The following is a 25,871-nucleotide window of genomic DNA, read 5'->3' as shown; positions in this document are numbered from 1 at the left end:
CCGTCGCCTAGCCTGACCGGCGGAAGCGTGGCAGAGCGGCCGATTGCACCCGCCTTGAAAGCGGACGTCCCTAACCGGACCGGGGGTTCGAATCCCCCCGCTTCCGCCATGGCCGACCATGATCGACCTCCGTGTGGAGGAACTGGGCGCGGACCGAACGGTCCCTCACACTCGCGCTGATCGACGGTCAACGCCCGACGGAGAACGCGGGCGTCCGTCTTCTTCCGGTGTGCGCCGATCATCCGTGCCGCGTGGACGCCCTGCTGGTCCGAATGGTTGGTTGCCGTAACAACAAGCCTGCTCGACGCGCTCTCCCTCGCGTACCGACCGAGGAGGAACATGTCGCAGAACGCGGCGCGAGGGAACGACCACGACGACGCCCCGACGACGGTCATTCGAACGCACCGTCCCGGGCTGCTGGGGACCACGCACGCGCGGCAGCTGCACTGGCACCCTGTCGTCCGCGTGCTGTGGTGGATGTTCCTGCTTCCCGTCGCGATCTTCGCCTGGTCCTCGTGGCGTCTCCGAGGGGCGGCCCGCGGAATCGGCTACGCGGCGGCCGGCGTCGTCCTGCTCTTCGGCGTTCTCGTCTCCGCGGTCCCGGCGGCCGCGCCCCCGGCGGCGACGGTGGCGGCGTCTGCTCCTCTGAGCGCGAGCGCGACTCCCGCGACGACCCCGTCCTCGAGCCCGGTCGTCCCTGCTCCTGCTCCTGCCCCCGTCCCCGCCCCGCGGGCGGTCGCCGCCCTGCCACCGGCTCCGGTGGCACGACCGATCGTCCGAGCTGCCACGCCCCGACCCGCCTACGCCGTCCCGGCAGCGCCTCGGAAGACCGCGGGCCTGCCCGGCGCGAGCAGTGGCGGCAACGCCCTCGGCAGCACCTACACCAACGTGGACGGGAACCAGGTCCAGCGCCCCGTCGCGGCGGCCGCGCAGCCCGCCGGCGCGTCAGCGAAGTGCAAGGACGGGACCTGGAGCTTCTCCCAGCACAGGTCGGGAACGTGCTCGGGTCACGGCGGGGTCGCCAGCTGGGTCTGAGCGAGCCCGACCCGAACTTCTGGGGCGTGTCGCAGCTCTGCTCGGGCGTGTCGCCACTGACGTTCTGATCATGTCCCCGGGTGGAGCGCCGCGATGCCCGTCAGGACGAGGTCGAGCCCGGCCAGGAACTGCTCGCGGTCGTCGTGGACACGCATCTGCCCGGCGATCGCCCGGGTGAACGGCCACTCCTCGGGATCGAGCTCCTCCCACCGCTCCGCCACGGCGCCGAGCAGCTCCTCCCGCGACGTACTCGGCCCCGGCAGCGTCCCGTTCACGGCGTTCTGGGTCGCCGCGCCGACGACGTACTGCACCAGTGCCGTCGACACCGAGAACCACTCGGACCGCGGCACGCCCATCGCCCGGACCTGGCGGCCGAGGCTCTCGAGGATCCGCGGGGTCGTCACCTGCCCGGACCCTCTGGAGAGCTGCGCCGCGATCCAGGGGTGGTCGTCGACCGCGTCGAAGAGGGCGAGGGCGACGGCCCGGACCCGGTCGGGTGGTGATGCCCCGTCGGGTTCCGCTGCCAGGGCGGTCCCGACGACGGCGTCGGTTGCCGCGGTGAGCAGCTCGCCCTTGTTCGCCACGTGCCAGTAGATCGCCCCGGCGCCCGTGGCGAGGCGCTCGGTGAGCGCCCGGAACGTCAGACCGCCCTCGCCGACGGTGTCGAGCAGCTCGACGGCGGCGTCGACGATGCGCTCGCGCGAGAGGGCCTCGGTGCGGCGTGCCATGCCTCATCTTGACATGGCTGGAACACGGTTCCATCGTGGTGGAACGTCATTCCAGTCAGAGGAGTCGCCATGCACGTCACGATCGTCGGAGCCGGGCTCGGAGGGCTCGTCCTCGCCCGCGTCCTGCACGTCCACGGAGTCCCGGCCACGGTCTACGAGGCCGAACCCTCACCGGGCGCCCGGGCGCAGGGCGGCATGCTCGACATCCACGAGGAGAACGGGCAGCCGGCGCTCGCGGCGGCCGGCCTGACCGAGCAGTTCCGCGCGCTCGTCCTCGAGGGCCGCGAGGCGATGCGCATCGTCGGGCCCGACGGCACCGTCCTCTACGAGGAGGCGGACGAGGGCGGGGGTGGGCGCCCCGAGGTGCAGCGCGGCGACCTGCGGCGGCTCCTGATCGAGTCGCTCCCCGAGGGCACGGTCCGGTGGGGGCACAAGGTCAGCGGGGTGCGCGCCCTCGGCGAGGGCCGCCACGAGGTCGCCTTCACGGACGGCAGCACGATCGAGACCGACCTGCTGGTGGGCGCCGACGGGGCGTGGTCCCGGGTCCGGCCGCTGCTCTCCGACGCCACGCCCACCTACGTCGGCCACTCCTTCGTCGAGACCTACCTCCACGACGGCGACGCCCGGCATCCCGCGGCCGCGGCGGTCGTCGGGGGTGGCTCGCTCCTGGCACCCGCGCCGGGGAAGGGCATCCAGGCGCACCGGGAGGCGGGCGGCACGCTGCACGCCTACGTCGCCCTCGCCCGGTCGCAGGAGTGGTTCGCCGCGATCGACTTCGCCGACCGCGCCGAGGTCACTGCGCGGGTCGTGGCGGAGTTCGACGGCTGGGCCCCGGAGCTCACGTCGTTGATCACCGACAGCGACACCGCGCCGGTGCTGCGCCCGCTGAACACCCTGCCGGTCGGGCACCGGTGGGAGCGGGTGCCGGGCGTGACCCTGGTCGGGGACGCCGCGCACCTCGCGCCGCCGAACGGCGAGGGCGCGAACCTCGCGATGCAGGACGGCGCCGAGCTCGGCCTGGCCCTCACGCGCCATGGCGACGACGTCGAGGCCGCGCTCGCCGAGTACGAGCAGGCCCTGTTCCCGCGCGGGGCGGAGGCCGCGGCGGACGGGGAGCGCCTCTACCGGCTGATGTTCGGCGACGACGCCCCGCACGGCCTGGTCCGGGCGTTCGTCGACCCGGACGACCACCCCTGACCGGTCGAGACCATCGATCGACAGTGGCGGATCCCTGCCGTCCAGTGTCAGCGATGTGCCATCGCTGCCAACCGGGGGCAGGGCCGACCACCACCCCAGACGGCGGGAGCGCCGGGGGCGGCGCACTCTGGGGAGGCAGCCGTCGATCGTGGGAGAGGACCGCCCTGAGCGCCGTCGAGGACACCCGCCCGACCCACCTCGCCGGGCACTACGCCCCGGTACCCGACGAGATCGATGCGGTCGACCTCCCCGTCGAGGGCACGCTGCCCCCGGAGCTCGACGGTCGGTACGTCCGCAACGGGCCCAACCCGCTGCCCGGCGCCGACCCGGCCCACTGGTTCCGCGGGCACGGGATGCTCCACGGCGTGCGCCTGCAGGCCGGGCGCGCCTCCTGGTACCGCAACCGCTGGGTGCGCACCGGAGCGCTGGCCGGCCGGAAGTTCCTCACCTGGCGTGGGGTCGACCTCACCGCGGTGCCCGCGAACACGCACGTCATCGAGCACGGCGGCAAGCTGCTGGCCCTCGTCGAGCAGGGTCTGCCGTACGAGGTCGACCGCGACCTCGACACGGTGGGCCCGTGCGACTTCGGCGGGCGCCTCAAGACCGCGATGACGGCGCACCCGAAGGCCGACCCGGAGACCGGGGAGCTGCACTTCTACGGCTACTCGCCGGTCCCGCCCTACCTGACCTACCACCGGCTCTCCGCCGCGGGCGAGCTCGTCGTGAGCCGCACGGTGAAGGTGCCGAAGCCGACGCTGATGCACGACGCGGCGATCACGGAGAACCACGTCGTCTGGCTCGACCTGCCGCTGACCTTCCAGAAGCGCCGCCTGTTCTCCGGCTTCCCGTTCGCCTGGGACGAGTCCTACGGCGCGCGCCTCGGGATCATGCGTCACGACGATCCCGCGGCGACGGTCCGCTGGTTCGAGATCGACCCCTGCTACGTCTTCCACGTCGGCACCGCCCACGAGGACGAGGCGGGGCGGATCGTGCTCGACGGCGCCCGCTACGGCGCGGCCGACATGGCGGTGGCGTGGTCGGGGAAGAAGCCGAAGGCCTCGGGCGCCGACCCGGCCGGGGAGTCGGCGAACCTCGGGGTCGCACGCCTGCACCGCTGGACCCTCGACCCGGCCACCGGCGCCGTCACCGAGGGTCCGCTGCACGACCGGCCGGTCGAGTTCCCGACGCTCGACGCCGAGCGCGTCGGGCGCTCGGCCCGCTACCGGTACGCCGTGACCTCGACGGCGCGGGCCAACGCGGTCGTCCGGATGGACCTGCAGACCGGGGAGACCGCGGCGCACGAGCTGGGGCCCGACGTGAAGGCGGGCGAGGCGGTCTTCGTGCCGTCGGAGCAGGCCGGGCGCGCCGAGGACGACGGCTGGCTGCTGACGATCGTCACGCAGGCCGACGGGTCGGGCTCCCGACTCCTGGTCCTCGACGCCACCGACGTCACTCGCACCGTCGCCGCGGTGACGCTGCCGCGCGGGGTGCCGACGGGCTTCCACGGCTCGTGGATCCCGGAAGGCTGACCCGTCGTGGTATCGATTGACTTTCGATAGGAATCGACCGACTATCGACACATGAGACCGCTGGTCATCACCTGCCTCCGGGCACTGCTCGTCGTGCTGGTCCTCGGTGCCCTCGCTGCGCAGACGACGATCCTGGTCGTGGTCGCGACCCAGGGCGTCCCGGCCCTGGCCGCGGCCTACGCGGTCGTCGCCGTCGCGGCGGTCGCCTGCGCCGAGGTCGCCCTCGTCGCGATCTGGGTGCTGCTGTCGCGGGTGCGGCGCGACGTGATCTTCGACGAGAGCGCGTTCCGCTGGGTCGACGTCATCGCCGGGGGCGGGCTCGCGGCCGCGCTGCTGATGGGGGCGCTGTGCGTCCACGCGGGCCAGGTCGACGACGCCCCGGGCCTCGGCGGGATCGGGATCGGCATCGGTCTGGCCGGGGTGGCGTTCGTCCTGCTCATGGTGGTCATGAAGGGGCTGCTCGCCACGGCGACGCGGCTGCGGCGCGAGATCGACGAGGTCGTCTGATGGCGATCGTCGTCGACCTCGACGTGCTGCTCGCCCGGCGGAAGATGTCGGTCGCCGAGTTCGCCGAGGCGGTCGGCATCACGCCGGCGAACGTCGCGGTGCTCAAGAACGGCCGCGCGAAGGCGGTGCGGTTCACCACGCTCGACGCGATCTGCACGGTCCTGGACTGCCAGCCCGGCGACGTCCTGCGCTGGGTTCCCGACGAGGAGTCGGTGCCGGTCTAGCGCGAGGGGGCGCGGACCACGTCGCCGGGGCCGACGGGGTCGGGGACCGGGCGGTCGCCGCCCTCGAGCACGTGGCGCACGCGCTCCTCGAGCTTGCGGGCCGCCGCGCGGTAGAACCGCCACTGGGTGGTCCGCCCGAAGACGCCGAACCCGAGCGCGATCACCGGGTTCGGGATCTTCGCCCGCGACGACACGCCCGTGATGACGAACTCGACCCGGCCCGTCGTCGTGTTCTTCACGACCTCGTAGACGAGTCGCCCGCGCTCCAGGTGGCGCCCCAGCGTCCGGTAGCTCCAGCCCCAGACCCGCTCGGAGGTGCCGTCGGCCCGGGCCCGCGTCTCGTCGACCACCGCGTCGACCCGCACGCCCATCGGGAAGCGCAGCACGAGGAAGCGTCCCTCGAGCAGCATGTTCCGTCCCTCGAGCGGCGCGTTCGCGTGGAACAGCGCCGACATGATGTGGCGGTCGGCGAACTCGTAGTCGTGTACGAGGGCGCACGCGACGGCCCAGGGGCCGTCGGGCTCGGGGTCGCCCGGCTCCTCGACCCCGAGGGGGTGCCGCAGCCGGTCGTGGTGCCAGCCGCGCCCGCTCGTGGTGGAGGGGTCGTAATTCAGGTCGAGACCGGCGATCTCGGCCAGGTCGCCCGCCGGATCGGAGACCGGGGAGAGCCGCATCGTCCGCACGGCAGCCTGGTACCCGACTCGTCCCGCTTTCACGACGATGCCGGTGCGGCCGACGTCACCCGTCCGGGGCGGCTGCTCACCCGCCACGCAGGAAGCTCTCAGCGACCACTCAGAAGCCCTCCGTAGCGTCCGGCCGCGATGACCATCCTCGACGAGCGACCGGCCGCCGCCCCGCCGCGGAGCAGTGCCGCCCCCGGTGGGCGCCTGCTGCAGCCGGCCTCGTCGGGCGAGCGCCGCATCTCCTGGGACGTCATCCGCGTGCTCGCGGTGGTGTCGGTGGTGGTGCAGCACGCGACCTACACCGCCCAGGGCGTGATGCCGTGGCTGGCGCCGCCCCCGTTCACCTGGGGCGTCGAGGCGGGCGCGAACACGCTCATGGTGGTCTCGGCCTTCTTCGTCTGCGTCACCGTCGCCAGGCGCCCTCCGGGGCGCTGGTGGTGGCAGCGCCTGGCCCGCCTGCTGCCGGCCTACCTCGTCGCGGTGCTGATCACCTACGGCGCCACGCTCCTCGCCGCCGACTACGGCTACTGGCGCCCCGGCGTGCGCGACCTCGTCGGGAACCTGCTGCTCGTCCAGAGCTTCGACCCGGCCGTGACCTACATGGACCACTCCTACTGGACGCTGCCGCTGCAGCTCGGGGTGTTCTCGCTCGTCGCGATCACGGTGGGGGTCCTCGGCCGGGACTTCTGGCGCCGCCCGGCCGCCCTGCCGCTGCTCGCGTGGGCCGGGGTGGTCACCCCGGTGCTGCTCTCGACCTTCGCGACCGGCTGGCTCGCGGTCGTCGTCGACGGCTTCGTCATCTGGCGCTGGCAGCTCTTCGCGATCGGCCTGGCGATGTGGATGGCGAGCCGGCGCCGGATCTCACTGACCCACCTCGCCGCGATCACCGCGGCCGGCGTGCTCGCCGAGGCGATCATCACCCCCGACGTCGACTCGGCGATCGTCCTCGCGATCGCCTGCCTGCTGGTGGCCGCCGCGACGCTCGGCCCCGACTGGGACTTCCTGCGCGTCGGCCCGCTGCCGCGGATCATCGGCTGGGCGGCGGGCGTCTCCTACGGCGTCTACCTGTTGAACCAGCAGATCGGCTACTTCTTCGCCTGGCTCGCGCAGGACTACCTGGGCGTGACCGGCTGGGCGCGGCTCCTCGGCGTCGTCGCGCTGGCCTTCCTGCTCGGCTGGCTGCTGACCCGCCTCGTCGAGCGCCCGGCCCACCGGGTGCTCACGAGGCGTCGCCAGTTGAAGGTTCGTCAGGAGAAGGCGGCCGCGGCCGCCAGGAACAGGTCGTTCTCCTCGGGGGCGCCGGCGGAGACGCGCACGCCGTCGGGGTGAAAGCCCCGCACGACGACCTTGTGGTCGAGTGCGTGCGCGACGAAGTCCTGCGTCCGGTCACCCAGCGGGAGCCAGACGAAGTTGGCCTGCGTCTCGGGCACCTCGTAGCCGGCCGACCGCAGCGCCGCGGCCATCCGGCCCACCTCCTCCGCGGTCGCCCGGGCGTCGGCCTCCAGCTCGCCGAGCACGTCGAGGGCGGCGATCGCGGCGGCCTGGGCGGGGCTCGAGACCGAGAACGGCACCGACACGCTCCTCAGCGCCGCCACCAGGTCGGCCGGGCCCACCGCGTAGCCGACGCGCAGCCCCGCGAGCCGGTGGGCCTTGGAGAAGGTGCGCAGGACGACGACGTGCGGGTGCGCGTCGAGCAGGGTGAGGGCGTCGGGCACGTCGGGGTCGGAGACGAACTCGCGGTAGGCCTCGTCGAGCACCACCAGCACGTGCTCGGGGACCCGCGCGAGGAAGTCGACCAGCTCGGCGCGACGCAGCGCGGTGCCGGTGGGGTTGTTCGGGTTGCAGACGAAGAGCAGGCGCGTGCGGTCGGTGACCGCCGCCAGCATCGCCTCGAGGTCGTGCCCGTGGGCCGCGGTGTTCGGGACCGGCACGGGCGTCGCGTGCCCGATCACCGAGACGATCGGGTAGGCCTCGAAGGAGCGCCACGCGAACACGACCTCGTCGCCCGGCGAGCAGACCGCCGACACGAGCTGCCCGCACAGCGCCACCGACCCGCACCCCACCGCGATGCGCTCCGGGGCCACCCCGAGGTGGTCGGCGAGCCGGTGGGAGAGGGCGCTGACGGTGATGTCGGGATAGCGGTTGCCGAGCGCCACGGCCTCGGCGACGGCCTGCTGCACGTGCGGGTGCGGGGGGAGCGCGACCTCGTTGCTCGCGAGCTTGACCGCCCCGGCGACGGTGCGACCGGCGACGTAGGCGGGCAGAGCGGACAGATCGGGACGCAGGGGCGTCGGGCTGCTCACGCACCCACCGTAATGCGGCGTGCGGCCCGGCAGATCCGTACGGTGCGCCGACGTCACGGCATGGAAGGCTGCTGCCCATGACGACCCGTACGGAGATGATCCCGCTGGTCGACGACACCGAGCTCGCGGTGACCGTCGGCGAGCCGGAGGGTGCGCCGGTCCGCGGCGGCATCGTCGTGCTGCACTCCTCCCGCGGGGTCACCGAGCGCACCGAGGCCATCGTGGCCGGCCTGGCCGGCGAGGGCTGGCTGACGGTCGCCCCCGACCTGTTCCACGGCACCGGCTCGGCCGACGTGGTCTCCGGCGAGTCCGTGCTGACCGACTCGGACGCCTCCTTCGGCTGGCTGGCCCACCACGGCGTGTCCGCCGACCGCATGGGCGTCCTGGGCTTCGACCTGGGGGCGACCGCCGCCCTCGTCGTCGCCTCGCAGCGGACGCTGGGCGCGGCGGTGACCGTGGCCGCCGCCGGGGTGCAGCGGCCCCTGGCCGACGGGCTCCCGGCGCTGCTCGACGTGGTCGGCGAGCTGACGTGCCCGTGGCTCGGCCTCTACGGCGAGTCGGGCGACCCGGTCGACTCCGCCGACGTCGACCGGCTGCGCGAGGCCGCCCACGCCTCGGGCGCGGTGGTCGACGTCGTGGTCTACCCGGCCGCGGAGCACCGCTTCGACGACTCCGACACCCCGATCAGGTCCGACCCGATGGACGAGGCCGCCGAGGAGGGGACGAGCGTGGAGGCCCGCAGCCGGGTGCTCAACTGGTTCGACGCGCACATGCGGTGACGAGGGAGACGGGGTCGGCGCCGGCGGCGTCCGACGAGCGGAACGAGGGCCACGTCCGGCGCGAGCGGCGCCGACGGACGCGGATCGCCCGCGTCGTCGTCTGGTCCGCGCGGATCGTCGGGCTGCTCTCCATCATCTCGATCTTCGCGCCGTCCGCCCGGAAACGGCTGGAGCCCGCGGCGTGGTTCGGCCTGCCGGTGGAGGCCTCCCTCGTCGGCACGGTCGTCCTCGCCACGGCCGGCGTCGGGCTGATCCTGCTCGCCACGGGCCTGCGTCGACGCAAGCGGCGGGCCTGGCAGCTGGCGGTCCTGCTGTGCGTGGTGATCGTCGGGTCGCACCTGCTGGGGCGACATCCGGTCGCGCCGCTGGTGGTCGCGATCGTCCTGCTGGTCGGCCTGGTCGTGACCCGCCGCGAGTTCGACGCGGTCCCCGACCCGGTCGGTCGGGGGGTCGCCATTCGGCTGGTGGTGCAGCTGATCGTCGCGGGCTGGGTGATCGTCAGCGCGATGCTGCTGCTGGTGCGGCCGTCGTTCCTCGTCGGGCGCCCCTCGGTCGGGGAGCGGCTGCTGCACTCGCTGCTGTCGCTGATCGGCGTCGAGGGGCCGGTCGAGTTCCGGTTCCCCTGGTACGACGACCTCACCTCCGCCGTCGGCCTCACCTTCGGCATCGTCACGGTGCTGGTGGGCGGATACTTCCTGCTGCGCTCGGCCGAACCGCGCCCGGAGCTCACCCCCGACGAGGACGCCGGCATCCGCGGGCTGCTCGAGCGCCACGGCCGCGCCGACTCGCTCGGCTACTTCGCGCTGCGCCGCGACAAGGCCGTGGTGTTCTCCTCGTCGGGCAAGGCGGCCGTCGCCTACCGGGTGGTGGCGGGCGTGGCCCTCGCCTCCGGCGACCCGGTCGGCGACGTCGAGGCGTGGCCGGGCGCGATCGAGGGGTTCGTGACGGTGTGCCGGCGCCACGGCTGGGTCCCCGCGGTCCTCGGCTGCTCGGAGACCGGGGCCCGCGTCTGGTCACGGGAGGCCGGGCTCGACGCGCTCGAGCTCGGGGATGAGGCGATCGTCGACGTCGCCACGTTCTCCCTGCAGGGCCGCGCGATGCGCACCGTGCGCCAGGCCGTGTCCCGCATCAAGCGCGCGGGCTACGAGACGACGGTGCGCCGCGTCCGCGACGTTCCCGCCGACGAACTCGTCGAGCTGCGCGCCAAGGTGGAGCAGTGGCGCGGCGGGCCCGACGAGCGCGGGTTCTCCATGGCGCTCTCCCGCGTGGGCGACGCCCGGGCCGACCCGGAGGCCGTCGTCGTGGTGGCCGTCGAGGACGGGCAGCCGCGCGGGCTGCTGCAGTTCGTGCCCTGGGGCACCGAGGGGCTCTCGCTCGACCTCATGATCCGCGACCCCGCCGTGACCGAGAACGGGCTCAACGAGCTGCTGATCACCGACCTGCTCGCGGCCTGCCGGGCGCTGGACGTCGACCGGGTGTCGCTGAACTTCGCGGTGTTCCGCTCGGCCCTGGAGCGGGGGGAGCGGATCGGCGCGGGCCCCGTCGCGCGGCTCTGGGCCCGCCTGCTGCGGATCGCGTCGCGCTGGTGGCAGATCGAGACGCTCTACCGGTTCAACGCCCGGTTCGCGCCGACGTGGGTGCCGCGGTTCCTGGTGTTCGACGCGGTGCGCGACCTGCCCCGGATCGCCGTCGCGGCCTTCGAGGCCGAGGGCTACGGGGGCAGGCCGCCCGCGCTGCTGAGGTTGCTCCGGAGGTGAGCACCTGTGAGCACTACTCCGTGCCAGGGCACGGATTACTGCTCACAAGCGCGGAGCGCACCTCTACGGCCGGACGAGGACCTTGAGGGCTTCACGGTCGTTCATCGCGCGGTAGCCCTCGGGCACCTCGTCGAGGCCGATGGTCCGGTCGAAGACCCGGCCGGGCTGGATCTTCCCGTCCATCACGTCGGGCAGGAGCTCGTGCATGTTGGCCTGCGTCGGGGCGACGCCGCCGGCCACGGTGATGTTGGCCGAGAACTTGCGCCCGGCGTTCGGGATCGTGCCGCTCTGCGGGACGCCGACGATCCCGACGAAGCCGCCCGGCTTCGTCACGTTCAGCGCGGTCGAGAGCGACTGGTCGTAGCCCACGGCCTCGATGGTCGAGTGGGCGCCGTCGGTGCCGAGGATGTCGCGCACCTTCTGCTCGCCCTCCTCGCCGCGCTCCGCGACCACGTCGGTGGCGCCGAACTCGCGACCGAGGTCGGTGCGGTCCTTGTGGTGACCCATCAGGACGATGCGCTCGGCGCCGAGGCGCTTCGCGGCCAGCACGCCCAGCAGGCCCACCGCGCCGTCGCCGACCACGACGACGTCCTTGCCCGGCTCGACCCGCGCGGAGACCGCGGCGTGGTGGCCGGTGCCGAACACGTCGGACAGCGTCAGCAGGCTCGGCATGAGCTCGGAGTCCTGCGGGACGTCGAGCTTCATCAGGGAGTTGTCGGCGAAGGGCACGCGGGCCGCCTCGCCCTGGCCGCCGTCGGTCTCGGCGCCCCACGCGCTGCCGTTGGGGCACGCGGTGGTGAGGCCGGCCCGGCAGTACTCGCACGTGCCGTCGGCGTAGAAGAACGGGGCGACGACGAGGTCGCCCTTCTGCAGGCGGCTGATGTCGGACCCGGTCTCCTCGACCACGCCGATGAACTCGTGGCCGATGCGCGAGCCCGTGTCGCCGGCCTCGGCGCTCTTGTAGGGCCAGAGGTCCGAGCCGCAGATGCAGGAGTGCGTGATCCGGACGATCGCCTCGGTCGGGTTCTCGATCCTCGGGTCGGGGACCTCCTCGACCCGGATGTCGCCTGCGCCGTAGATGAGAGTGGCCTTCACTGCGTGTCCTCCTCGTATCGCCTGGCCGTCGGCTACCCGGGCGGTCCGCGGGGCCATGCGGAGGTGTGCACGTGTCACATTGCGCGCAACCGAAAGCTCCCGGGAAGGTGTCTCCGGGGGTGGGGGTGCCCGTGAAAGCGGTCGCGGGGCCCGTGTAATGTCTTCTCCCGGTGGGCCCCAGGGCCACGGGAGGCTTCGCCTAGTCTGGTCTATGGCGCCGCACTGCTAATGCGGTTTGGGGTAACCCCCCATCCCGGGTTCAAATCCCGGAGCCTCCGCTGCGGCGGGCGACTAGCCTGCCGTACAACTGAAGTACCTGCGCCCGTAGCTCAACGGATAGAGCATCTGACTACGGATCAGAAGGTTAGGGGTTCGAATCCCTTCGGGCGCACACACGAACGAGCGGGTCAGAGGGGTCACCGGGGTCCGGTGGCCCCTTCTCTGTGTCTGGGGGTCGCGCCGGGACACCCCAGGTCGGGGTGGTCCGGCCGGCCGGAGCGTTGCGCGACGCACACGGTCGGCCGACGACGCGCGTGGCTCTGCCCGCGTTGCGGCACGCAACGCCGGGTCGTCCCGGCGTCGACCTCGCCGGCCGTGTGCGGGGCGCAACGCCACGCGCCGCGCCGGTCGCGCTGTCCTCTGTCGCGGGGGCGGCCGCGAGGGAGTCGTCATGCACCTCGCCGAGCCCTCGCCGAGCCCTCGCCGGGTGCGAGGCGACTCCCTCGGGACCGACGGACTGTCAGGCGGTGCGCCCGCCCAGGTGCTCGGCGAGGAAGCGCTCGGTCGCGCGGAACATGTCGACGAGGTTCTCGGTCTGGCTGAAGATGTGGCCCTCGTCGGCGTAGACCCGGTAGGCGACCTCGACGCCGCGGCGGCGCAGGGACTCGACGATCGTGTCGGACTCCGACTGCGGCACCCGCACGTCGTTCGCGCCCTGGAACACCATGAGCGGCGTGACGATCCGGTCGGCGTGGGTGATCGGCGAGCGCTCGATCATGTCCGCGTACGCGGCCGGGTCCTCCGGGTCGCCGACGTAGGCGTGCCAGTTGTCGTGCAGGGCCGGCCGGATCGCCTCGGGCAGCGCCAGCATGAACGTCGCGAGGTTCGAGATGCCGACGTAGTCGACGGCCGCGGCGAACAGGGTCGGGTCGCGCGTGACCCCGGTCAGCACGGCGTAGCCCCCGTACGAGCCGCCGAAGATCGCCACCCGCGCCGGGTCGGCGTGGCCCTGCGCGACGGCCCACTGCACGGCGTCGACCAGGTCGTCCTGCATGGCGCCCGCGAACTCACCGATCGCGGCCTGCATGTGCGCCCGTCCGAAGCCGGTCGAGCCGCGGAAGTTGACCTGCAGCACCGCGTAGCCGCGGTTGGCGAACAGCTGGGCGACCGGGTCGTGCCCCCAGGCGTCGCGGGTCCACGGCCCGCCGTGGGGCACCAGCACCATCGGGACCGCACCGTCGCCGGCGTCGAGGGGCATCGTCAGGTACGACGGCAGGTCGCGCCCGTCGCGCGCGCGGACGGTCACCGGGGTGGTCGGCGCGAGGTCGTCGGGGTCGAGGTGCGGGTGGGAGCGGAAGAGCAGCCGGGCGTCCCCGGTGGCGTGGTCGTAGAGCCAGGTCGCGCCCCACTCCCGGTCGTGGACGAACGACACCAGCCAGCGCCGGCGGTCGGTGTCGGTCGAGATCGCGCCGAGGTCGCCGTCCGAGAGGGCCCCGAGGCGCTCGAGCACCGCCGCGAACCGGTCGTCGACCGGCACGATCACCTGGCGCTCGCGGGAGTAGCGCACCCCGAGCAGCTCGCCGCCGCGGTCGCGGACGAGCGGCGACGGGAACGTCGGGAAGACCTGGCCCCGGGTATCCAGGTCGTGCTCCGGATGGCCCGCGACCTCGGTCTCGACCCCGCTCGCGAGGTCGAGGTGCACCAGCCGCAACCGGTCGGTGTGGCCGTGCCGGGCGATCCACAGCCCGGTGCCGTCGGGGGTCAGCGTCGTCGGGAACGGGCCGGTGGGGTGATCGGCGGCGTCGAGGACGGCGATCGTCCGGACGTCGCCGGAGGGGGCGCGGTGCTCGACCGTCCAGTTGCCCTCGTCGTCCTGGCCGATGCCGTACACGTCGTCGTCGGGCCCGACCATCGTGGCGCCGAAGGTCCCGTCGCCGGGCACGAGCACGGTCAGGTCCCCGGTGGCGACGTCGATCTCGCACAGGTCGATCCGGTCGGGCCGCCGGTGGTTCATCGACACGAGGAGCTTGCCCGGGCGGGTGACCGGGAGGTCGTGGCCGAAGACCCGGGCGCCGGGGAACGGGGTGAGGTCGACGACCGGGGCGTCCGGGTCGGCGAGGTCGACGCGGTACACGTGGAAGTGCTCGTCCCCCGCGCTGTCCTGCGAGTAGATCAGCCACCGGTCGTCGACCCAGCGGTGGTCGAGGATGCTGCGGGTGTCGTCGGCGGTCACGCAGCGGGCCCCGTCGAGGTCGTCGACCCCGGCGACCCACACGTTGAGCCGCTCCTTCCACGGCGCGAGGAAGGAGATCCGCGTGCCGTCGGGCGAGAGGGTCGCGCCGGTGCGCTCGGGCGGGGAGACGAGGTCCTCGACGGGGATCAGCGGTGTCATGGCACCAGCGGACACCGTGCCGTCGCGGCACGGTCAAGGGCGGACCCGGCGGTAGCCCTGGCCCGCACCGGCCGTCGTCGGGAAGCATGCGCAGGCGTGGCCGACGAGAAGCAGCTCATCCGGTACTCGGGCCGGGGCTCCTTCGCCCCGGACGTGATCGCCCGCGCGGCGGGCAGCTCGGTGTTCACCGAGGACGGCCGGGAGCTGCTCGACTTCACGTCGGGCCAGATGAGCGCGATCCTCGGGCACTCCCACCCCGAGATCGTCGCGACGGTCCGCGAGCAGGTCGGGACCCTCGACCACCTGCACAGCGGGATGCTGAGCCGCCCGGTCCTCGACCTCGCCGCGGAGCTCGTCGCCACGCTGCCCGCGCCGCTGGAGAAGGCGGTGTTCCTGACGACCGGCGCGGAGGCCAACGAGGCCGCGCTGCGGATGGCGAAGCTGGTGACCGGCGGGCACGAGGTGGTGTCGTTCGCCCGGTCCTGGCACGGCATGACCCTCGCGGCGGCGAACGCGACCTACAGCGCCGGCCGGGTCGGCTACGGACCCGCTGCGCCGGGGAACTACGCGCTGCCCGTGCCCGACCGCTTCCGTCCCTCGATCGTCGACGCCGACGGCGACCTCGACTGGCGCCGCCAGCTCGACCTCGGGTTCGAGATGGTCGACGCGCAGTCGGTCGGGGCGCTCGCCGCCTGCATCGTCGAGCCGATCCTCAGCTCGGGCGGGGTGATCGACCTGCCGCCCGGCTACCTCGCCGCCCTGCGCGACAAGTGCCACGAGCGGGGCATGCTGCTGGTGGTCGACGAGGCCCAGACCGGGCTGTGCCGCACCGGCGACTGGTACGCCTTCGAGCGCGACGGCGTCGTCCCCGACATCCTCACGCTCTCCAAGACCCTCGGCGCCGGTCTGCCGCTGGCGGCCGTCGTGACGAGCGCCGAGATCGAGGAGCGCGCCCACGAGCGCGGCTTCCTCTTCTTCACCACCCACGTCAACGACCCGCTCCCGGCCGCCGTCGGGCTGACCGTCCTCGACGTGCTGCGCCGCGACCGTCTCGACCTCCGCGCGCAGGAGCTGGGGACCCGGCTGCGCGAGGGGCTGGCGGCTCTGCCGCACGACGTGGTGGCCGACGTCCGGGGGCGCGGGCTGATGGTTGGCCTCGAGCTCGGGGGTGCCGATGCCGATCAGCTCGGGGCGGCCGTGACGGCCCGGTGCGCCGGGCTCGGCCTGCACGTCAACATCGTCCAGCTGCCCGGCATGGGTGGGACGTTCCGCATCGCACCCCCGCTGACGGCGACCGAGGAGGAGATCGACCGCGGGGTCTCGATCATCGACGAGGCGCTCACGTCCGTCCGCGGCTGACCCTCAGCGGTCCACGACCGCGGGACGGACGGGGGCCTGCTCGACGACGGGTCCGCCCGGCGGCGCGAACACGTGCGCCAGGCGTTCCCGCCACGTCGTCGCCGCCCGGACGTCGCGCCAGATCGCGGCGAACTCGTGGTACTGCAGGCCGGCCACGTTCCGGGTGGGCGGCGGCGTGGTGAGGCCGTAGCGGGGGCGGTGCCGCTCCTCGGCGTAGGTGCCGAACAGCCGGTCCCAGACGATGAGCATCCCGCCGTAGTTGCGGTCGAGGTACTCGGGGTCGCTCGCGTGGTGCACGCGGTGGTGCGACGGCGTGTTCAACACGAACTCGACCGGCCGCGGGAGTCGGTCGATCCGCTCGGTGTGGACGAAGAACTGGTAGACGAGCGTGATCGAGAAGGCCGTGAACACCATCCAGGGCGGCACGCCGAGAAGGGGGAGCGGCACCCAGAACAGCATCTCGAACCAGGGGTTCCACTTCTGCCGCGCCGCGGTGGAGAAGTTGAAGTACTCGCTGTTGTGGTGCGCCTGGTGGGCGGCCCACACGAGGCGGACCCGGTGCGCGGTGCGGTGGTAGCAGTACCAGAGCAGGTCGACGCCGAGCAGGACACCGACCCACGTCCACGGGCTCGACGGGTCGAGGCGCAGCGGGGTGAGCTCGTACAGGACGGCGTAGCCGAGCAGCGCCACGCCCCGCGCGACGGTGTTGACCAGCAGCGCCACCATGCCGCTGACGACGCTGGTGACCGTGTCGCGGCCGTCGTAGCCGCGGAGGTCGTCGTCGGCGAACACGGCGAACGACACCGCCTCGAGCACGACGAAGGCGATGAAGAACGGCACCGCGACCGTGAGGGGATCCCGGAGGACCGACATGGCGGCATTGTGCCGAACCGGGTAGTTCCCCCCTGCGCCGACCGGATCGGGTGACGCCAGGATGCCGCGCATGACTCTCGTCCCGGTCGACCTGCCCTCCCCGACGACGATGCGCGGCCGCTGGGCCGCGTTCGCCGCGATCCTCGGCGCCCGGGGCTGGGGCCGCGGCGCCTACGCCGAGCCCGGCCGCTGGCACTACGACGACGGCGGCGGCAACTGGGCCGACCTGCACCTGCTCGGGGACGGCCGCGCGGTGCTCGTCGGGAACGACCACGAGTACTCCGACACCTACTTCCGCGAGGCGGCCACGTACTTCCAGGAGGAGGAGACCGACCTGCTCGCGGGCGCCCCGGCCTGGTGGGAGCCGCCGGCCGTCGACGGCATGGCGCGCGAGATGTGGGTCGGCTTCGTCTACGGGTGGGACGGCTCCGGCTGGTCGCGGGCGCCCTACGAGCTCTCCGACGGGTTCGCCTCGCTGCACCCGGTCTTCGTCGACGACGAGCGGTGCCGGCAGATGATCGTCGAGTTCGTCGAGAACGAGGCGCCCCATCCGGTCCGGCCCGAGGCCGTCGACGCCCTCATCGCGGCCGACGCGGCGATCACGCCGGAGCAGCTGCGCGCGGTCGCGGACGTCCCGGAGTGGGACCCCGACGCCGGGGTCGCGGCGGCCGCGGCGTTCCGCGGCTGACCGGTCAGTTCCGCGTCGTCAGCCCGTCCAGGACGAAGCCCGCGAGCCGGTCGGCGCGGACCGGCCAGGTCTCGTCGTCGGGAAGGGTCCAGAGGCCCGCGAGCAGGGCGAGCACGTCCGCGGGGTCGCGGTCGTCGCGCAGTGACCCGTCGGCCCTGCCCCGGACGAGGATGCGGTCGAGGGCGTCGAGCATCACGGTGCGGGCGGGTGGGTGGTCCGCGCCGGGGGCGTGCAGCAGGTCGCCGAGCGCCCGCTTCGTCCGCGCGAACTCGACGAAGCGCAGGAGCCAGCGCGCGAGCGCGACCGACCCCGAGGAGTCGTCGGCGACCTCGGCAAGGTCCGCGATCTCCCGCGCGTAGGTGGCCGCGACGAGGGCCTCGCGGTTCGGGAAGTGCCGGTAGAGCGTCGCGATGCTGACGCCGGCGTCGCGGGCGACCTTCTCCAGCGCGACGTCCGGGCCGTCGGACGCGAACCGACCGGCCGCACTCGCGAGGAGGGCGGCCCGGTTCGCGCGGGCGTCGGCACGGGGCACGGCACAAGCGTAGTGCGACTACGTTTCGGTGGTACGGTCGAACTGCAATCGTAGGGACCCTACGTTTCCAGGGAGTACGACCATGACCATCCAGACCCCCTTCGACGAGTCCTCCACCGCGGACGAGGTCGCCGCCGGGACCGACCTCACCGGGAAGCGGGCCGTCGTCACCGGCGCCTCGTCCGGCATCGGCGTCGAGACCGCGCGGACCCTCGCCGACCACGGCGCCGAGGTCACCCTCGCCGTGCGGGACACCGACGCCGGCGAGAAGGTCGCCGACGACCTCCGTGCCCGGGGAGGACGCGTCGACGTCCGGCCCCTCGACCTCGCCGACCGAGCCTCGGTCGCCGCCTTCGTCGACGCCTGGGAGGGGCCGCTGCACCTGCTGGTGAACAACGCCGGGGTGATGGCCCTGCCCGAGCGCATCCTCGTCGACGGCCAGGAGGCGCAGTTCGCGACGAACCACCTCGGTCACTTCCAGTTGGCCACCGGCCTGCACCGGGCGCTCGCGGCGGCCGGGGGCGCCCGCGTCGTGGCGGTGTCGTCCTCGGCACACCTGCGCCTGCCGGTGCTCTTCGACGACCTCACCTTCGACTTCGTCGTCTACGACCCCTGGATCGCCTACGCCCAGTCCAAGACCGCCAACGTGCTGTTCGCCGTCGAGGCCACCCGCCGCTGGGCCGACGACGGGATCACCGCCAATGCCCTGATGCCGGGCGGGATCGCCACCGGGCTGCAGCGGCACGTGGACATGGAGGCGCTGCTCGCGGTCCGCCGGGCGGCGGGGGCGAGCGAGAGCCTGAAGACCGTCGAGCAGGGCGCGGCGACCTCGGTGCTCTGCGCGGTCTCCCCGCTGCTCGAGGGAGTCGGTGGCCGATACTTCGAGGACTGCCACGAGGCCCCGGTGCTCGCGGGGCGCGGCGAGTCCGACGGCCGGCACGGCGTGGCGCCCTACGCGCTCGACCCGGGGAACGCCGAGCGGCTCTGGACGGTGTCGGAGGCCCTGGTCTCCCCGTGACGGCGGCGATCGTGACGTTGGGTGTCAGCATGGCCGCAGTGCTGACACTCAGGCAGGGCGCCAGGCCTGCTTCTCGGTGACGATCGCGGTGATCAGGTCGGCGGGCGTGACGTCGAAGGCCGGGTTGTAGACGGGCGTGCCCGCGACCGTCGTCAGGACCCCGCCGAGGGTGCGGACCTCGTCGCCGTCCCGCTCCTCGACCACGATGTCGGCGCCCGAGGGCGTCGTCGGGTCGATCGTCTCCTCGGGGGCGACCACCAGGAACGGGACGCCGGACCGGGCCGCCGCGCAGGCCAGGGAGTAGGTGCCGATCTTGTTCGCGGTGTCGCCGTTCGCCGCGATCCGGTCGGCGCCCACGAGCACGGCGTCGACCAGGCCCGAGGCGATCGCGGCCGGCCCCGCGGAGTCGACGCACAGCCGGTGGGGGGCGCCCGCGGCGGCGAGCTCCCAGACCGTCAGCCGCGATCCCTGCAGCAGCGGGCGCGTCTCGCAGGCCAGCACCTCGGCGAGCGCGCCCCGCTCGTGCAGGCGCAGGAGCGCACCGAGGGCCGAGCCGCCCGGCCCGCACGCGAGGTCGCCGGTGTTGCAGAGGGTCAGGGCCCGCAGCGGGCCGGGGTGCAGCTCCTGCAGGAGGTCGGCGGCCCGCTCGGTGGCCCGGGCGTTCACGACGACGGCCTCGCGCGCCACCGCGTGGGCCTCGGCCAGGACGGCCTCCGGCCCGTCGTCGACGCGCGTCATCACGCGGCGCACCCCGAGCGCGAGCGGCACCGCGGTGGGCCGGGCGGAGGCGACCCGGTCGGCCTGCTCCGGGACATCGAGGGCGCAGGCGAGCGCCGCCCCGTAGGCGCCGGCGATGCCGAGGCTCGGGGCGCCGCGAACCGCGAGCGACCGGATCGCGTCGACGACCTCGTCGACCGTGCGCAGGGTCAGCCACGAGGTCTCGCCGGGCAGGGCCCGCTGGTCGAGCAGCACGACGGCGGGGCCGTCGGGGGACCAGTCGACGTTCTGCACGGGTCCGATCCTCCCACCGCGTCAGCGCGCGTAGGCGGCCTCGACCAGCGCGGTGTGCAGCCCGAGGTCGGTGGGCCCGGCGAACAGCTTCTGGGTCAGGACGACGACCACGAGGTCGCGGACCGGGTCGACGGTCCAGCTGGTGCCCAGCCCGCCGGCCCAGCCGAACGACCCCGCCCGGGGCCCGTCGACGGTGACCGACACGCCGTACCCCCAGCTCAGGGCCTCGTCGCCCAGGAACCCCGACGCCTGGGCGGTCGCCCGCTGCTCCGCGGAGAGCTGGTCGCGGGTCATGGGCGGGCGACCGGAGAGCGAGCGGGCGAACGCGAGGAGGTCGTCGGCCGTGGAGACGAGGCCGGCGGCGGCGTCAGGAAACGCGGGAGGCCGCGACCACCGGCCCGCGGGCGGGTCCCAGACCTCGTCGCCGGAGTACGCAGTGGCCAGGCGCGCCGGGTCGCCGGTGAAGCCGGTGTCGGTCATCCCGAGCGGCTCGAACACCCGGCGGTGCAGGAGCTCGGGCAGCGTGGTCCCCGCCGCGCGGGCGGCCAGGACGCCGAGGAGCTGGCCCGACGCGTGGTAGAGCCAGCGGTCGCCGGGCTGGGCGAGCAGCGGGAGCCGGGCGAACTCGGCGACCCAGGTGTCGGGGTCGGGCGGGACGTCGGGCTCGGGCGGCCCGATGATGTTCAGGCGCCCGGAGGTCATCGCGTCCACCAGCGGCCACGGCGGGTCGGCCGCGAACATCTCCGTCGTCATGCCGTAGCCGGTGGTGTAGGTCAGCACGTCCCGCACGGAGATCGGGCGGACGGCGGGCACGGTGTCGTCGAGCGCGGCGTCGGGGGCGCGGAGCACCCGGCGGTCGGCGAGCTCGGGCAGCAGCCGGTCGACGGGTTCGTCGAGCGCCAGCGCCCCCTCGTCGAGCAGCATCCCGACGACCGCCGCCACCACCGGCTTGGTGATCGAGGCGATGCGGAACTGCGTGTCGCGGCGGGCGTCGCCGTGGACCTCCACCCGCACGTCGTCCCCGCGGGCCGCGAGCGCGACGAGGCCGGGGACGTCCGCTGCGGCCGCGACCTCCGCGAACCGGTCCGGGTGCTCGCTCATGACGAGGACCGTACCAGGCAGTCCTGAAACAGGACCGAACCGCCCGATCGGGCGACCCGGGGCAACGCAGGGCGGGTGGTGCGCGATGCACGGGCGACCCCACCGCTCCAGGAGGACCCCGTGTCGACCCCGCCCGCCACCGCCGGTTCCCACGCCCCGGCCGTCGTCGTCCTGCTCCTGATCGCCGCGCTCGTCGGGGCCTTCTGGCTCGCCGACCCGTCCCCGGCCGCTCCCGTGGCGGGTCCCGTGGTGGTGACGACGAGCGGGTGACCTCGGCTCGCGACGACGACGCGCGACGGATCGGGGCCCGCCCGACGAGCGGTGCCCAGCTTCCCTAGAAGACGATCGTCGTCTTCCCGTCGCGCACCACGCGGTCCTCGCAGTGCCAGCGCACGGCCCGCGACAGGACCGAGCGCTCGACGTCCGCGCCGAGGCGGGTGAGGTCGGCGGCGGTGTTGCGGTGACTGACGCGCACCACGTCCTGCTCGATGATCGGGCCCTGGTCGAGCTCCTCGGTGACGTAGTGCGCCGTGGCCCCGACCAGCTTCACCCCGCGCTCCTTGGCCTGGCGGTAGGGCACCGCGCCGACGAAGGCCGGCAGGAACGAGTGGTGGATGTTGATCATCGGGCAGCCCACGGCCTGCAGCAGCGACCCGGACACGATCTGCATGTAGCGCGCGAGCACGACGAGGTCGACGCGGCCTGCGAGCAGCTCGGCCTGGCGCGCCTCGGCGTCGGCCTTCGTGTCCGGCGTGACCGGCACGTGCACGAAGGGGACGCCGAACGGGGCGACCGCGGCCTCGAGGTCGGGGTGGTTGGAGACCACCACCTCGATCGACACGTCGAGGTCGCCGCGCTGCGCCCGCCAGAGCAGGTCGAGCAGGCAGTGGTCGATCTTGGAGACGAGGATCCCGACGCGCTTGGGGGTCGCGGTGTCGGTGACCGTGTAGTCCATGCCGAAGGTCCGGGCGACGTCGGACCCGAAGGCCGTGCGCAGCCCGTCGAGCCGGCCCGACGGCAGCGCGAACTCGGTCCGCTGGAAGTAGGTGCCGCCCTCGCGGGCCGTGGCGTGCTGGTCGAGCGAGAGGATGTTCGCCCCGGAGGCCGAGAGGAACGAGGCGACCGCAGCGACGATGCCCTGGCGATCGGGGCAGCGCACGAGCAACCGGCCGATGGTGTCCACGCCCGGCAGGGTAGTCAGGGGCGCGGGGCCAGCCGGCGGTGCGGGAGCCGCAGCGGGACCAGGGCGTCGTTGCGCTTCCGGACGATCGCCGTGGCGAGTTCGCGGGAGCTGCGCTCGAGGTCGTCGTCCTCGCCGCCGGTCATCTCCGCCGCCACGTCGCCGACCTGCAGCGCGACCCGGGCGAGTTCGTCGAGCACGTCGGCCGACCAGTCGAAGCGGTCCATGCCCTGAGGGCACCGGGCCTGCAGCCGGGTCACCTCCGCGAGGGCCTCGTGGGCCCGGTGGACGAGGTCGCGGAGCCTGTCGGTCTCGCCGTCGTCCACTGTCTCCGCCTCTCGTGTCCGCCGGGCGGGTCGCCGTCCGCGACGAGGATGCCCCACGCCGGGCGGTTCACACGCCCGATGGCGTCGGGAGGGTGGCGGATCGGTGAACCGGGGGTGTCGTGCGCCACGCGGACCGGTGCTGCCCCGGACAAGAAAGGGCCCGGTCGGCGGGGGGACACCGACCGGGCAGTCGTCGATCACGGGGGGCATGATCGACGACCCGAAGCGTCCTCCGCCCGCGCGTTCCGCGTCAAGGTGCTCGGACGTCCGAGCGTTGTGCGCTCGCCCACCGGGGAACCCGCGTCATGCCACGATGTCCGCGGGCGAGGAGGAGGAGCCGATGAGGATCCGTTTGCAGGACGGCCCGTGCGCCGGCGACCACGACCTGCGGGTCACCGAGTCGGCGCCGCCGCCCGAGGAGTACCTCGTGCTCGTCGAGAAGGGGCCGCGCACCCCCACCGACGGCGTCAACGGCGGCACGATCCCGGGCGTCAACGTCTTCGCGGTGCACCGCCTCGCCCGCCGCGACCCCGACGGCACGCCGGTCTACGGCTTCGCGGGCGAGCGGCACTCGCGGGGGTACTGACGCCCGACGACGGATCGGGACCCGACCCGTCGTCGGGACGCGAGGTCAGGACTTGAAGGCGTCCTTGACCTTCTCGCCCGCCTGCTTGATGTTGCCCTTGGTCTGGTCCTTCTTGCCCTCGGCCTGCAGGTCCGGGTCGTCCTGCGCCTTCCCGACGGTCTCCTTGGCCTTGCCCTTGAGCTCGTCGGTCTTGTTGTCGATCTTGTCTCCGGTAGCCATACCTGCGGGTACCCCGCTCAGGCGGGCACCAAGAGCACCCAGACCGGTCCGGCGGCGAACGGCAGCGGGGTGCCGTCGGGCGAGGTGAACGCGGTCGGCGCGCCGGACGCGCTCCGCGACCAGGTGCCCGACAGGCGCCGCCCGTCGCGGAACACGTCCACCGGACCGGAGCCGACGGTGACCGCGGTCGGCGACGGCGACCCGGCCGCGTCGCGGATGGCGGAGGTCCGCACCGGCACCCGCTGCACGACGATCGTCGCCGGGTGCGCGTCGGGTGCGGGCGCCCCGCCGACCGTGACGTCCCAGCGGCCGTCGGCGGCCCGGAACTGCACCTCGGTGCGGCCCACCCGCTCCGTCGCCTCCGGGGCCGGGGACGAGCCGTCGTCGGGAAGGTCCCCGAAGCGGAACCCGACGTCCCGTGGACCCTCGACCCCCGGAGCCGCGTCGACGAGGGCGGCCGGGTCGCCGTAGAGGTTGTGCGGCACGGGGCGGTCCGGCGCGCGCCGGTAGGGCCCGGCCACCCGCTCCGCCGAGAGCGGGACCACCGACGCCGAGCGCACCTGCTCGTCGAGCTCGGGGGCGTTGCCGGAGAACGCGAAGGCCGGTCTGCCGTAGGCGGCGAGCAGGTCGAGGTCCGACTCGCGGAAGCTGCGCACCGGCCCCACGGTCGCGGGCAGGCGGGACGCGAAGACGGCGAGCAGGCGGGTGAGGCCGCCCTCGACGGGCTCGACGTAGACGACGTCGGCGTCGCCCACGCCCGTCCACGGCCGGCCCTCGGGCGAGTTGTCGACCTTCACGGCGAGCACCGCCCGTCCCGCGTCGCCCGGCTCGCCGGTCAGCGGCGAGCCGGCCCGCTCGTTCCCCGCGGCGGGCGCGGACGCCGTCCCGGGGCCCGGCCGGGCGAGCACGACGACCCCGAGGACGACCGCGATCGCGAGCGCGATGACGACGCCGAGGGCAGTCCGACGATCGTCCACCGGCCTATGATCGACCCATGGCGCGCCAGACCCCGCACCGCGCGCAGGAACCGTCGGAGGCCCCCCGGGAACGGGCGTCGGACTCCGAGCGCGAGGACGTCGCGGCGATGCTGGCGCGCGCGATGGTCGCGGGGCGGCTCACGCCGGTCGAGTACTCCGACCGGGCCGCGATCGCCCAGGCCGCCCGCTACCGCGACCAGCTCGACGGCCTGCTCTCCGACCTGCCGGGCTTCGTGCTGCACTCCTCGCACGGCGCCGACGTGCTCGACCTCGAGGCGGGCCTCGGCGGGTCGATCAGTCGGCGCGGCTACTGGAAGGTGCCCCCGACGGTGCGGGTGCACAGCTGGGTCGGCGGGGTCCTGCTCGACTTCTCCGAGGCCGAGTGCGCCACGGCCGTCGTGGCGGTGGAGCTCGCCACGGGGATGTGCACCCCCACCGTCGTCGTGCCCGAGGGCGCCTCGGTCGACGTGGACGACCTGCGCATCTCCGCCGGGTCGGTGCGCGACGAGACGGTCCACCAGCGCGAGCGGGGCGACCTGCACGTGTCGGTGCGCGGACGGCACTCCTTCGGCGACGTGGTGCTGCGCCACCCGGTGCGCGGGCGGTGGGAGCGGTTGCGGGCGCTGCCCGCCGAGGCGCCCCGCCGGGTCCTGTCCCGACGACGCCCGGGACGACAGGCGGGGCCCGAGGCTCCGCCGCCCGACCGGTCGGGGCGGTAACGTCGGGGACCCACCAACAGGGTGGGACCGGGAGCGGAGGGGGGACGCGGTGACGCTCGACCCTCTGCTCGGCGTGCTGTTCCTGGCCCCGCTCGGGGTCGGCGTGGTGGTGGCGCTGCTCATGTCGCCGCTGCACCGGGCCCTCGCCACCCGCCGGCGCCAGGCCCTGCTGGTCGACCGCGTGGTGACCGGGCGCGTGGCCCGCCTCACCGGACCCGAGCGTCGTCGGGCCGTGCGCCACCTGCACCGCGAGGCCGGCAACCCCGTGGCCACCGTCCTCGGCCTGGCAGTCGTCTCGGGCGTCGTCACGCTGGTCGCGGCCCTCGTCGTCGCGAACGCCGGGCTCGGTGCCGCCCAGCGCCGGACGACGATCACCGGACTGGTCGGGGCGCTCGACGACGCCGGGCTGCCGACGCCCTCGTCGGGCTCGGAGATCGCGGTGGTGGCGGGGATCGCCGCCGTCCTCCTCGCCCTCGCGGTCGCGGCCCTGCACGTCGGCGCGCTCGACGTCGAGCGGCGGCGCAGCATGCCGGTCACCCGGCCCTGGCCCCTGTCGAAGCGGCGGACCACGTGGCTCGTCGCGGCGGGGCTCTTCCTGCTGCTCGCGCTGATCGGCCTCGAGACCGGGGCCCTCGCCGCCGGGCTCTTCCTGCTCGGTCACCAGCTCACCGTCCGCGCCACCCGCCCGAAGGCGTGCATCGACCCGCCCGCGCTGCCCGAGGCCCTGCGCGCCGCCCGCCTGCCCGGCCCGAAGGAACGCCGCCTCATCCGCTCGCGCCGGCGCCCCGCCCCGGGGATGCCCGGCCCGTCGGCCCCGCCGAACGGCGCGCGCAC

At 74.0% G+C, this 25,871-nt stretch carries 28 protein-coding genes and 3 tRNA genes; 18 read left to right on the top strand and 13 right to left on the bottom strand.

The features are described from left to right. Positions 1 to 21: 21 nt before the first annotated feature. Positions 22 to 109: transfer RNA gene (locus ACFPBZ_RS10670), tRNA-Ser, on the top strand. Positions 110 to 339: 230 nt separating this feature from the next. After that, a complete protein-coding gene (locus ACFPBZ_RS10665) occupies positions 340 to 1,035 on the top strand; it encodes a DUF3761 domain-containing protein (RefSeq protein ID WP_378036022.1) in 696 nt (231 codons plus the stop codon). Positions 1,036 to 1,103: 68 nt separating this feature from the next. Here ACFPBZ_RS10665 and ACFPBZ_RS10660 read toward each other — a convergent pair whose 3' ends face one another. Then, on the bottom strand, positions 1,104 to 1,763 hold the full coding sequence (locus ACFPBZ_RS10660; RefSeq protein WP_378036021.1) for a TetR/AcrR family transcriptional regulator: 660 nt from the start codon (positions 1,761 to 1,763) through the stop codon (positions 1,104 to 1,106). 69 nt (positions 1,764 to 1,832) lie between these two features. Here ACFPBZ_RS10660 and ACFPBZ_RS10655 point away from each other — a divergent pair, with 69 nt between their 5' ends. Genes ACFPBZ_RS10655 through ACFPBZ_RS10640 form a run of 4 tightly spaced genes read left to right on the top strand, consistent with a single transcriptional unit; the run spans position 1,833 to position 5,220 of the window. Further along, positions 1,833 to 2,960 (top strand): FAD-dependent oxidoreductase, encoded by a 1,128-nt coding sequence (locus ACFPBZ_RS10655; RefSeq protein ID WP_378036020.1) that lies wholly within the window; start codon positions 1,833 to 1,835, stop codon positions 2,958 to 2,960. 53 nt (positions 2,961 to 3,013) lie between these two features. Further along, positions 3,014 to 4,489, top strand: coding sequence for a carotenoid oxygenase family protein (locus ACFPBZ_RS10650; protein WP_378036019.1), 1,476 nt, complete (start codon positions 3,014 to 3,016; stop codon positions 4,487 to 4,489). Between the two features lie 51 nt (positions 4,490 to 4,540). Continuing rightward, complete coding sequence (locus tag ACFPBZ_RS10645; RefSeq protein WP_378036018.1) at positions 4,541 to 4,996, top strand: DUF2975 domain-containing protein; 456 nt, start codon at positions 4,541 to 4,543, stop codon at positions 4,994 to 4,996. Continuing rightward, positions 4,996 to 5,220: a helix-turn-helix domain-containing protein gene (locus ACFPBZ_RS10640; RefSeq protein ID WP_378036017.1), complete on the top strand. Its 225-nt coding sequence runs from the start codon at positions 4,996 to 4,998 to the stop codon at positions 5,218 to 5,220. The genes ACFPBZ_RS10645 and ACFPBZ_RS10640 overlap by 1 nt, the downstream gene beginning before the upstream one ends. Here ACFPBZ_RS10640 and ACFPBZ_RS10635 read toward each other — a convergent pair. After that, on the bottom strand, positions 5,217 to 5,894 hold the full coding sequence (locus ACFPBZ_RS10635) for a DUF1990 family protein (RefSeq protein ID WP_378036163.1): 678 nt from the start codon (positions 5,892 to 5,894) through the stop codon (positions 5,217 to 5,219). The two genes, ACFPBZ_RS10640 and ACFPBZ_RS10635, sit on opposite strands and share 4 nt — an antisense overlap. Positions 5,895 to 6,041: 147 nt before the next feature. Between ACFPBZ_RS10635 and ACFPBZ_RS10630 the strand changes: the two genes are divergently transcribed. Further along, entirely contained in the window at positions 6,042 to 7,232 is a 1,191-nt protein-coding gene (locus ACFPBZ_RS10630) for an acyltransferase family protein (protein ID WP_378036016.1), read from the top strand. Here ACFPBZ_RS10630 and hisC read toward each other — a convergent pair. Beyond that, positions 7,151 to 8,206 (bottom strand): histidinol-phosphate transaminase, encoded by a 1,056-nt coding sequence (gene hisC / locus ACFPBZ_RS10625; RefSeq protein ID WP_378036015.1) that lies wholly within the window; start codon positions 8,204 to 8,206, stop codon positions 7,151 to 7,153. The two genes, ACFPBZ_RS10630 and hisC, sit on opposite strands and share 82 nt — an antisense overlap. A 77-nt stretch (positions 8,207 to 8,283) precedes the next feature. On the opposite strand from hisC, the gene ACFPBZ_RS10620 reads away from it, so the two are divergent. Both ACFPBZ_RS10620 and ACFPBZ_RS10615 read left to right on the top strand, forming a co-directional pair. Continuing rightward, positions 8,284 to 8,985 (top strand): dienelactone hydrolase family protein, encoded by a 702-nt coding sequence (locus tag ACFPBZ_RS10620; protein WP_378036014.1) that lies wholly within the window; start codon positions 8,284 to 8,286, stop codon positions 8,983 to 8,985. A gap of 83 nt (positions 8,986 to 9,068) precedes the next feature. Further along, positions 9,069 to 10,742 carry a phosphatidylglycerol lysyltransferase domain-containing protein gene (locus tag ACFPBZ_RS10615; protein WP_378036162.1) on the top strand — a complete coding sequence of 558 codons (1,674 nt, stop codon included), beginning with the start codon at positions 9,069 to 9,071 and terminating at the stop codon, positions 10,740 to 10,742. Positions 10,743 to 10,805: 63 nt separating this feature from the next. Here the strand turns inward: ACFPBZ_RS10615 and ACFPBZ_RS10610 are convergent, their stop codons facing one another. Further along, entirely contained in the window at positions 10,806 to 11,837 is a 1,032-nt protein-coding gene (locus tag ACFPBZ_RS10610) for an alcohol dehydrogenase catalytic domain-containing protein (protein WP_378036013.1), read from the bottom strand. Between the two features lie 188 nt (positions 11,838 to 12,025). Here ACFPBZ_RS10610 and ACFPBZ_RS10605 point away from each other — a divergent pair. Together ACFPBZ_RS10605 and ACFPBZ_RS10600 are read left to right on the top strand one after the other, a co-directional pair. Beyond that, a tRNA-Ser gene (locus ACFPBZ_RS10605) sits at positions 12,026 to 12,115 on the top strand. Positions 12,116 to 12,155: 40 nt separating this feature from the next. Then, positions 12,156 to 12,228: transfer RNA gene (locus ACFPBZ_RS10600), tRNA-Arg, on the top strand. Positions 12,229 to 12,576: 348 nt separating this feature from the next. Here ACFPBZ_RS10600 and ACFPBZ_RS10595 read toward each other — a convergent pair. Then, positions 12,577 to 14,448, bottom strand: coding sequence for a S9 family peptidase (locus ACFPBZ_RS10595; RefSeq protein ID WP_378036012.1), 1,872 nt, complete (start codon positions 14,446 to 14,448; stop codon positions 12,577 to 12,579). Positions 14,449 to 14,544: 96 nt separating this feature from the next. Here ACFPBZ_RS10595 and ACFPBZ_RS10590 point away from each other — a divergent pair, with 96 nt between their 5' ends. Further along, positions 14,545 to 15,807 (top strand): aspartate aminotransferase family protein, encoded by a 1,263-nt coding sequence (locus ACFPBZ_RS10590; RefSeq protein WP_378036011.1) that lies wholly within the window; start codon positions 14,545 to 14,547, stop codon positions 15,805 to 15,807. A 3-nt stretch (positions 15,808 to 15,810) separates the two neighbouring features. On the opposite strand, the gene ACFPBZ_RS10585 is transcribed toward ACFPBZ_RS10590, so the two are convergent. Then, complete coding sequence (locus ACFPBZ_RS10585) at positions 15,811 to 16,680, bottom strand: sterol desaturase family protein (RefSeq protein ID WP_378036010.1); 870 nt, start codon at positions 16,678 to 16,680, stop codon at positions 15,811 to 15,813. A 70-nt stretch (positions 16,681 to 16,750) separates the two neighbouring features. Here ACFPBZ_RS10585 and ACFPBZ_RS10580 point away from each other — a divergent pair, with 70 nt between their 5' ends. Beyond that, positions 16,751 to 17,368, top strand: coding sequence for a proteophosphoglycan 5 (locus tag ACFPBZ_RS10580; RefSeq protein WP_378036009.1), 618 nt, complete (start codon positions 16,751 to 16,753; stop codon positions 17,366 to 17,368). 4 nt (positions 17,369 to 17,372) lie between these two features. Here the strand turns inward: ACFPBZ_RS10580 and ACFPBZ_RS10575 are convergent, their stop codons facing one another. Then, on the bottom strand, positions 17,373 to 17,900 hold the full coding sequence (locus ACFPBZ_RS10575; RefSeq protein WP_378036008.1) for a TetR/AcrR family transcriptional regulator: 528 nt from the start codon (positions 17,898 to 17,900) through the stop codon (positions 17,373 to 17,375). Positions 17,901 to 17,982: 82 nt separating this feature from the next. On the opposite strand from ACFPBZ_RS10575, the gene ACFPBZ_RS10570 reads away from it, so the two are divergent. Next, entirely contained in the window at positions 17,983 to 18,918 is a 936-nt protein-coding gene (locus ACFPBZ_RS10570) for an SDR family NAD(P)-dependent oxidoreductase (protein ID WP_378036007.1), read from the top strand. 48 nt (positions 18,919 to 18,966) lie between these two features. Here ACFPBZ_RS10570 and mtnA read toward each other — a convergent pair whose 3' ends face one another. Then, positions 18,967 to 19,929 carry an S-methyl-5-thioribose-1-phosphate isomerase gene (gene mtnA / locus ACFPBZ_RS10565; protein ID WP_378036006.1) on the bottom strand — a complete coding sequence of 321 codons (963 nt, stop codon included), beginning with the start codon at positions 19,927 to 19,929 and terminating at the stop codon, positions 18,967 to 18,969. 21 nt (positions 19,930 to 19,950) lie between these two features. Further along, complete coding sequence (locus tag ACFPBZ_RS10560; RefSeq protein WP_378036005.1) at positions 19,951 to 21,030, bottom strand: serine hydrolase domain-containing protein; 1,080 nt, start codon at positions 21,028 to 21,030, stop codon at positions 19,951 to 19,953. A 120-nt stretch (positions 21,031 to 21,150) separates the two neighbouring features. On the opposite strand from ACFPBZ_RS10560, the gene ACFPBZ_RS10555 reads away from it, so the two are divergent. Then, on the top strand, positions 21,151 to 21,300 hold the full coding sequence (locus tag ACFPBZ_RS10555; protein WP_378036004.1) for a hypothetical protein: 150 nt from the start codon (positions 21,151 to 21,153) through the stop codon (positions 21,298 to 21,300). A gap of 64 nt (positions 21,301 to 21,364) precedes the next feature. Here the strand turns inward: ACFPBZ_RS10555 and purU are convergent, their stop codons facing one another. Together purU and ACFPBZ_RS10545 are read right to left on the bottom strand one after the other, a co-directional pair. Beyond that, positions 21,365 to 22,213, bottom strand: coding sequence for a formyltetrahydrofolate deformylase (gene purU / locus ACFPBZ_RS10550; protein WP_378036003.1), 849 nt, complete (start codon positions 22,211 to 22,213; stop codon positions 21,365 to 21,367). A gap of 14 nt (positions 22,214 to 22,227) precedes the next feature. Next, the gene (locus ACFPBZ_RS10545) at positions 22,228 to 22,536 is read right to left on the bottom strand and encodes a hypothetical protein (RefSeq protein WP_378036002.1); all 309 of its coding nucleotides are present in this window, start codon (positions 22,534 to 22,536) and stop codon (positions 22,228 to 22,230) included. A 340-nt stretch (positions 22,537 to 22,876) separates the two neighbouring features. Between ACFPBZ_RS10545 and ACFPBZ_RS10540 the strand changes: the two genes are divergently transcribed. Then, on the top strand, positions 22,877 to 23,122 hold the full coding sequence (locus ACFPBZ_RS10540; RefSeq protein WP_378036001.1) for a hypothetical protein: 246 nt from the start codon (positions 22,877 to 22,879) through the stop codon (positions 23,120 to 23,122). Between the two features lie 45 nt (positions 23,123 to 23,167). Here ACFPBZ_RS10540 and ACFPBZ_RS10535 read toward each other — a convergent pair whose 3' ends face one another. Then, positions 23,168 to 23,341, bottom strand: a complete 174-nt coding sequence (locus ACFPBZ_RS10535; RefSeq protein ID WP_378036000.1) for a CsbD family protein — start codon at positions 23,339 to 23,341, stop codon at positions 23,168 to 23,170. Between the two features lie 17 nt (positions 23,342 to 23,358). Further along, complete coding sequence (locus tag ACFPBZ_RS10530; RefSeq protein WP_378035999.1) at positions 23,359 to 24,318, bottom strand: DUF3048 domain-containing protein; 960 nt, start codon at positions 24,316 to 24,318, stop codon at positions 23,359 to 23,361. A 17-nt stretch (positions 24,319 to 24,335) separates the two neighbouring features. Here ACFPBZ_RS10530 and ACFPBZ_RS10525 point away from each other — a divergent pair, with 17 nt between their 5' ends. Both ACFPBZ_RS10525 and ACFPBZ_RS10520 read left to right on the top strand, forming a co-directional pair. Then, positions 24,336 to 25,037: a DUF1707 SHOCT-like domain-containing protein gene (locus tag ACFPBZ_RS10525; RefSeq protein WP_378035998.1), complete on the top strand. Its 702-nt coding sequence runs from the start codon at positions 24,336 to 24,338 to the stop codon at positions 25,035 to 25,037. Positions 25,038 to 25,086: 49 nt separating this feature from the next. Next, positions 25,087 to 25,871, top strand: a 785-nt coding sequence (locus ACFPBZ_RS10520; protein WP_378035997.1) for a hypothetical protein, incomplete at its 3' end; no start/stop codon positions are given.

This window comes from Actinomycetospora atypica (genome assembly GCF_042653685.1).
Taxonomy (GTDB): Bacteria; Actinomycetota; Actinomycetes; order Mycobacteriales; family Pseudonocardiaceae; genus Actinomycetospora; species Actinomycetospora atypica.
The sequence above is the reverse complement of the archived record's forward strand: the minus strand, read 5'-3'. Positions and strand labels throughout refer to the sequence as shown.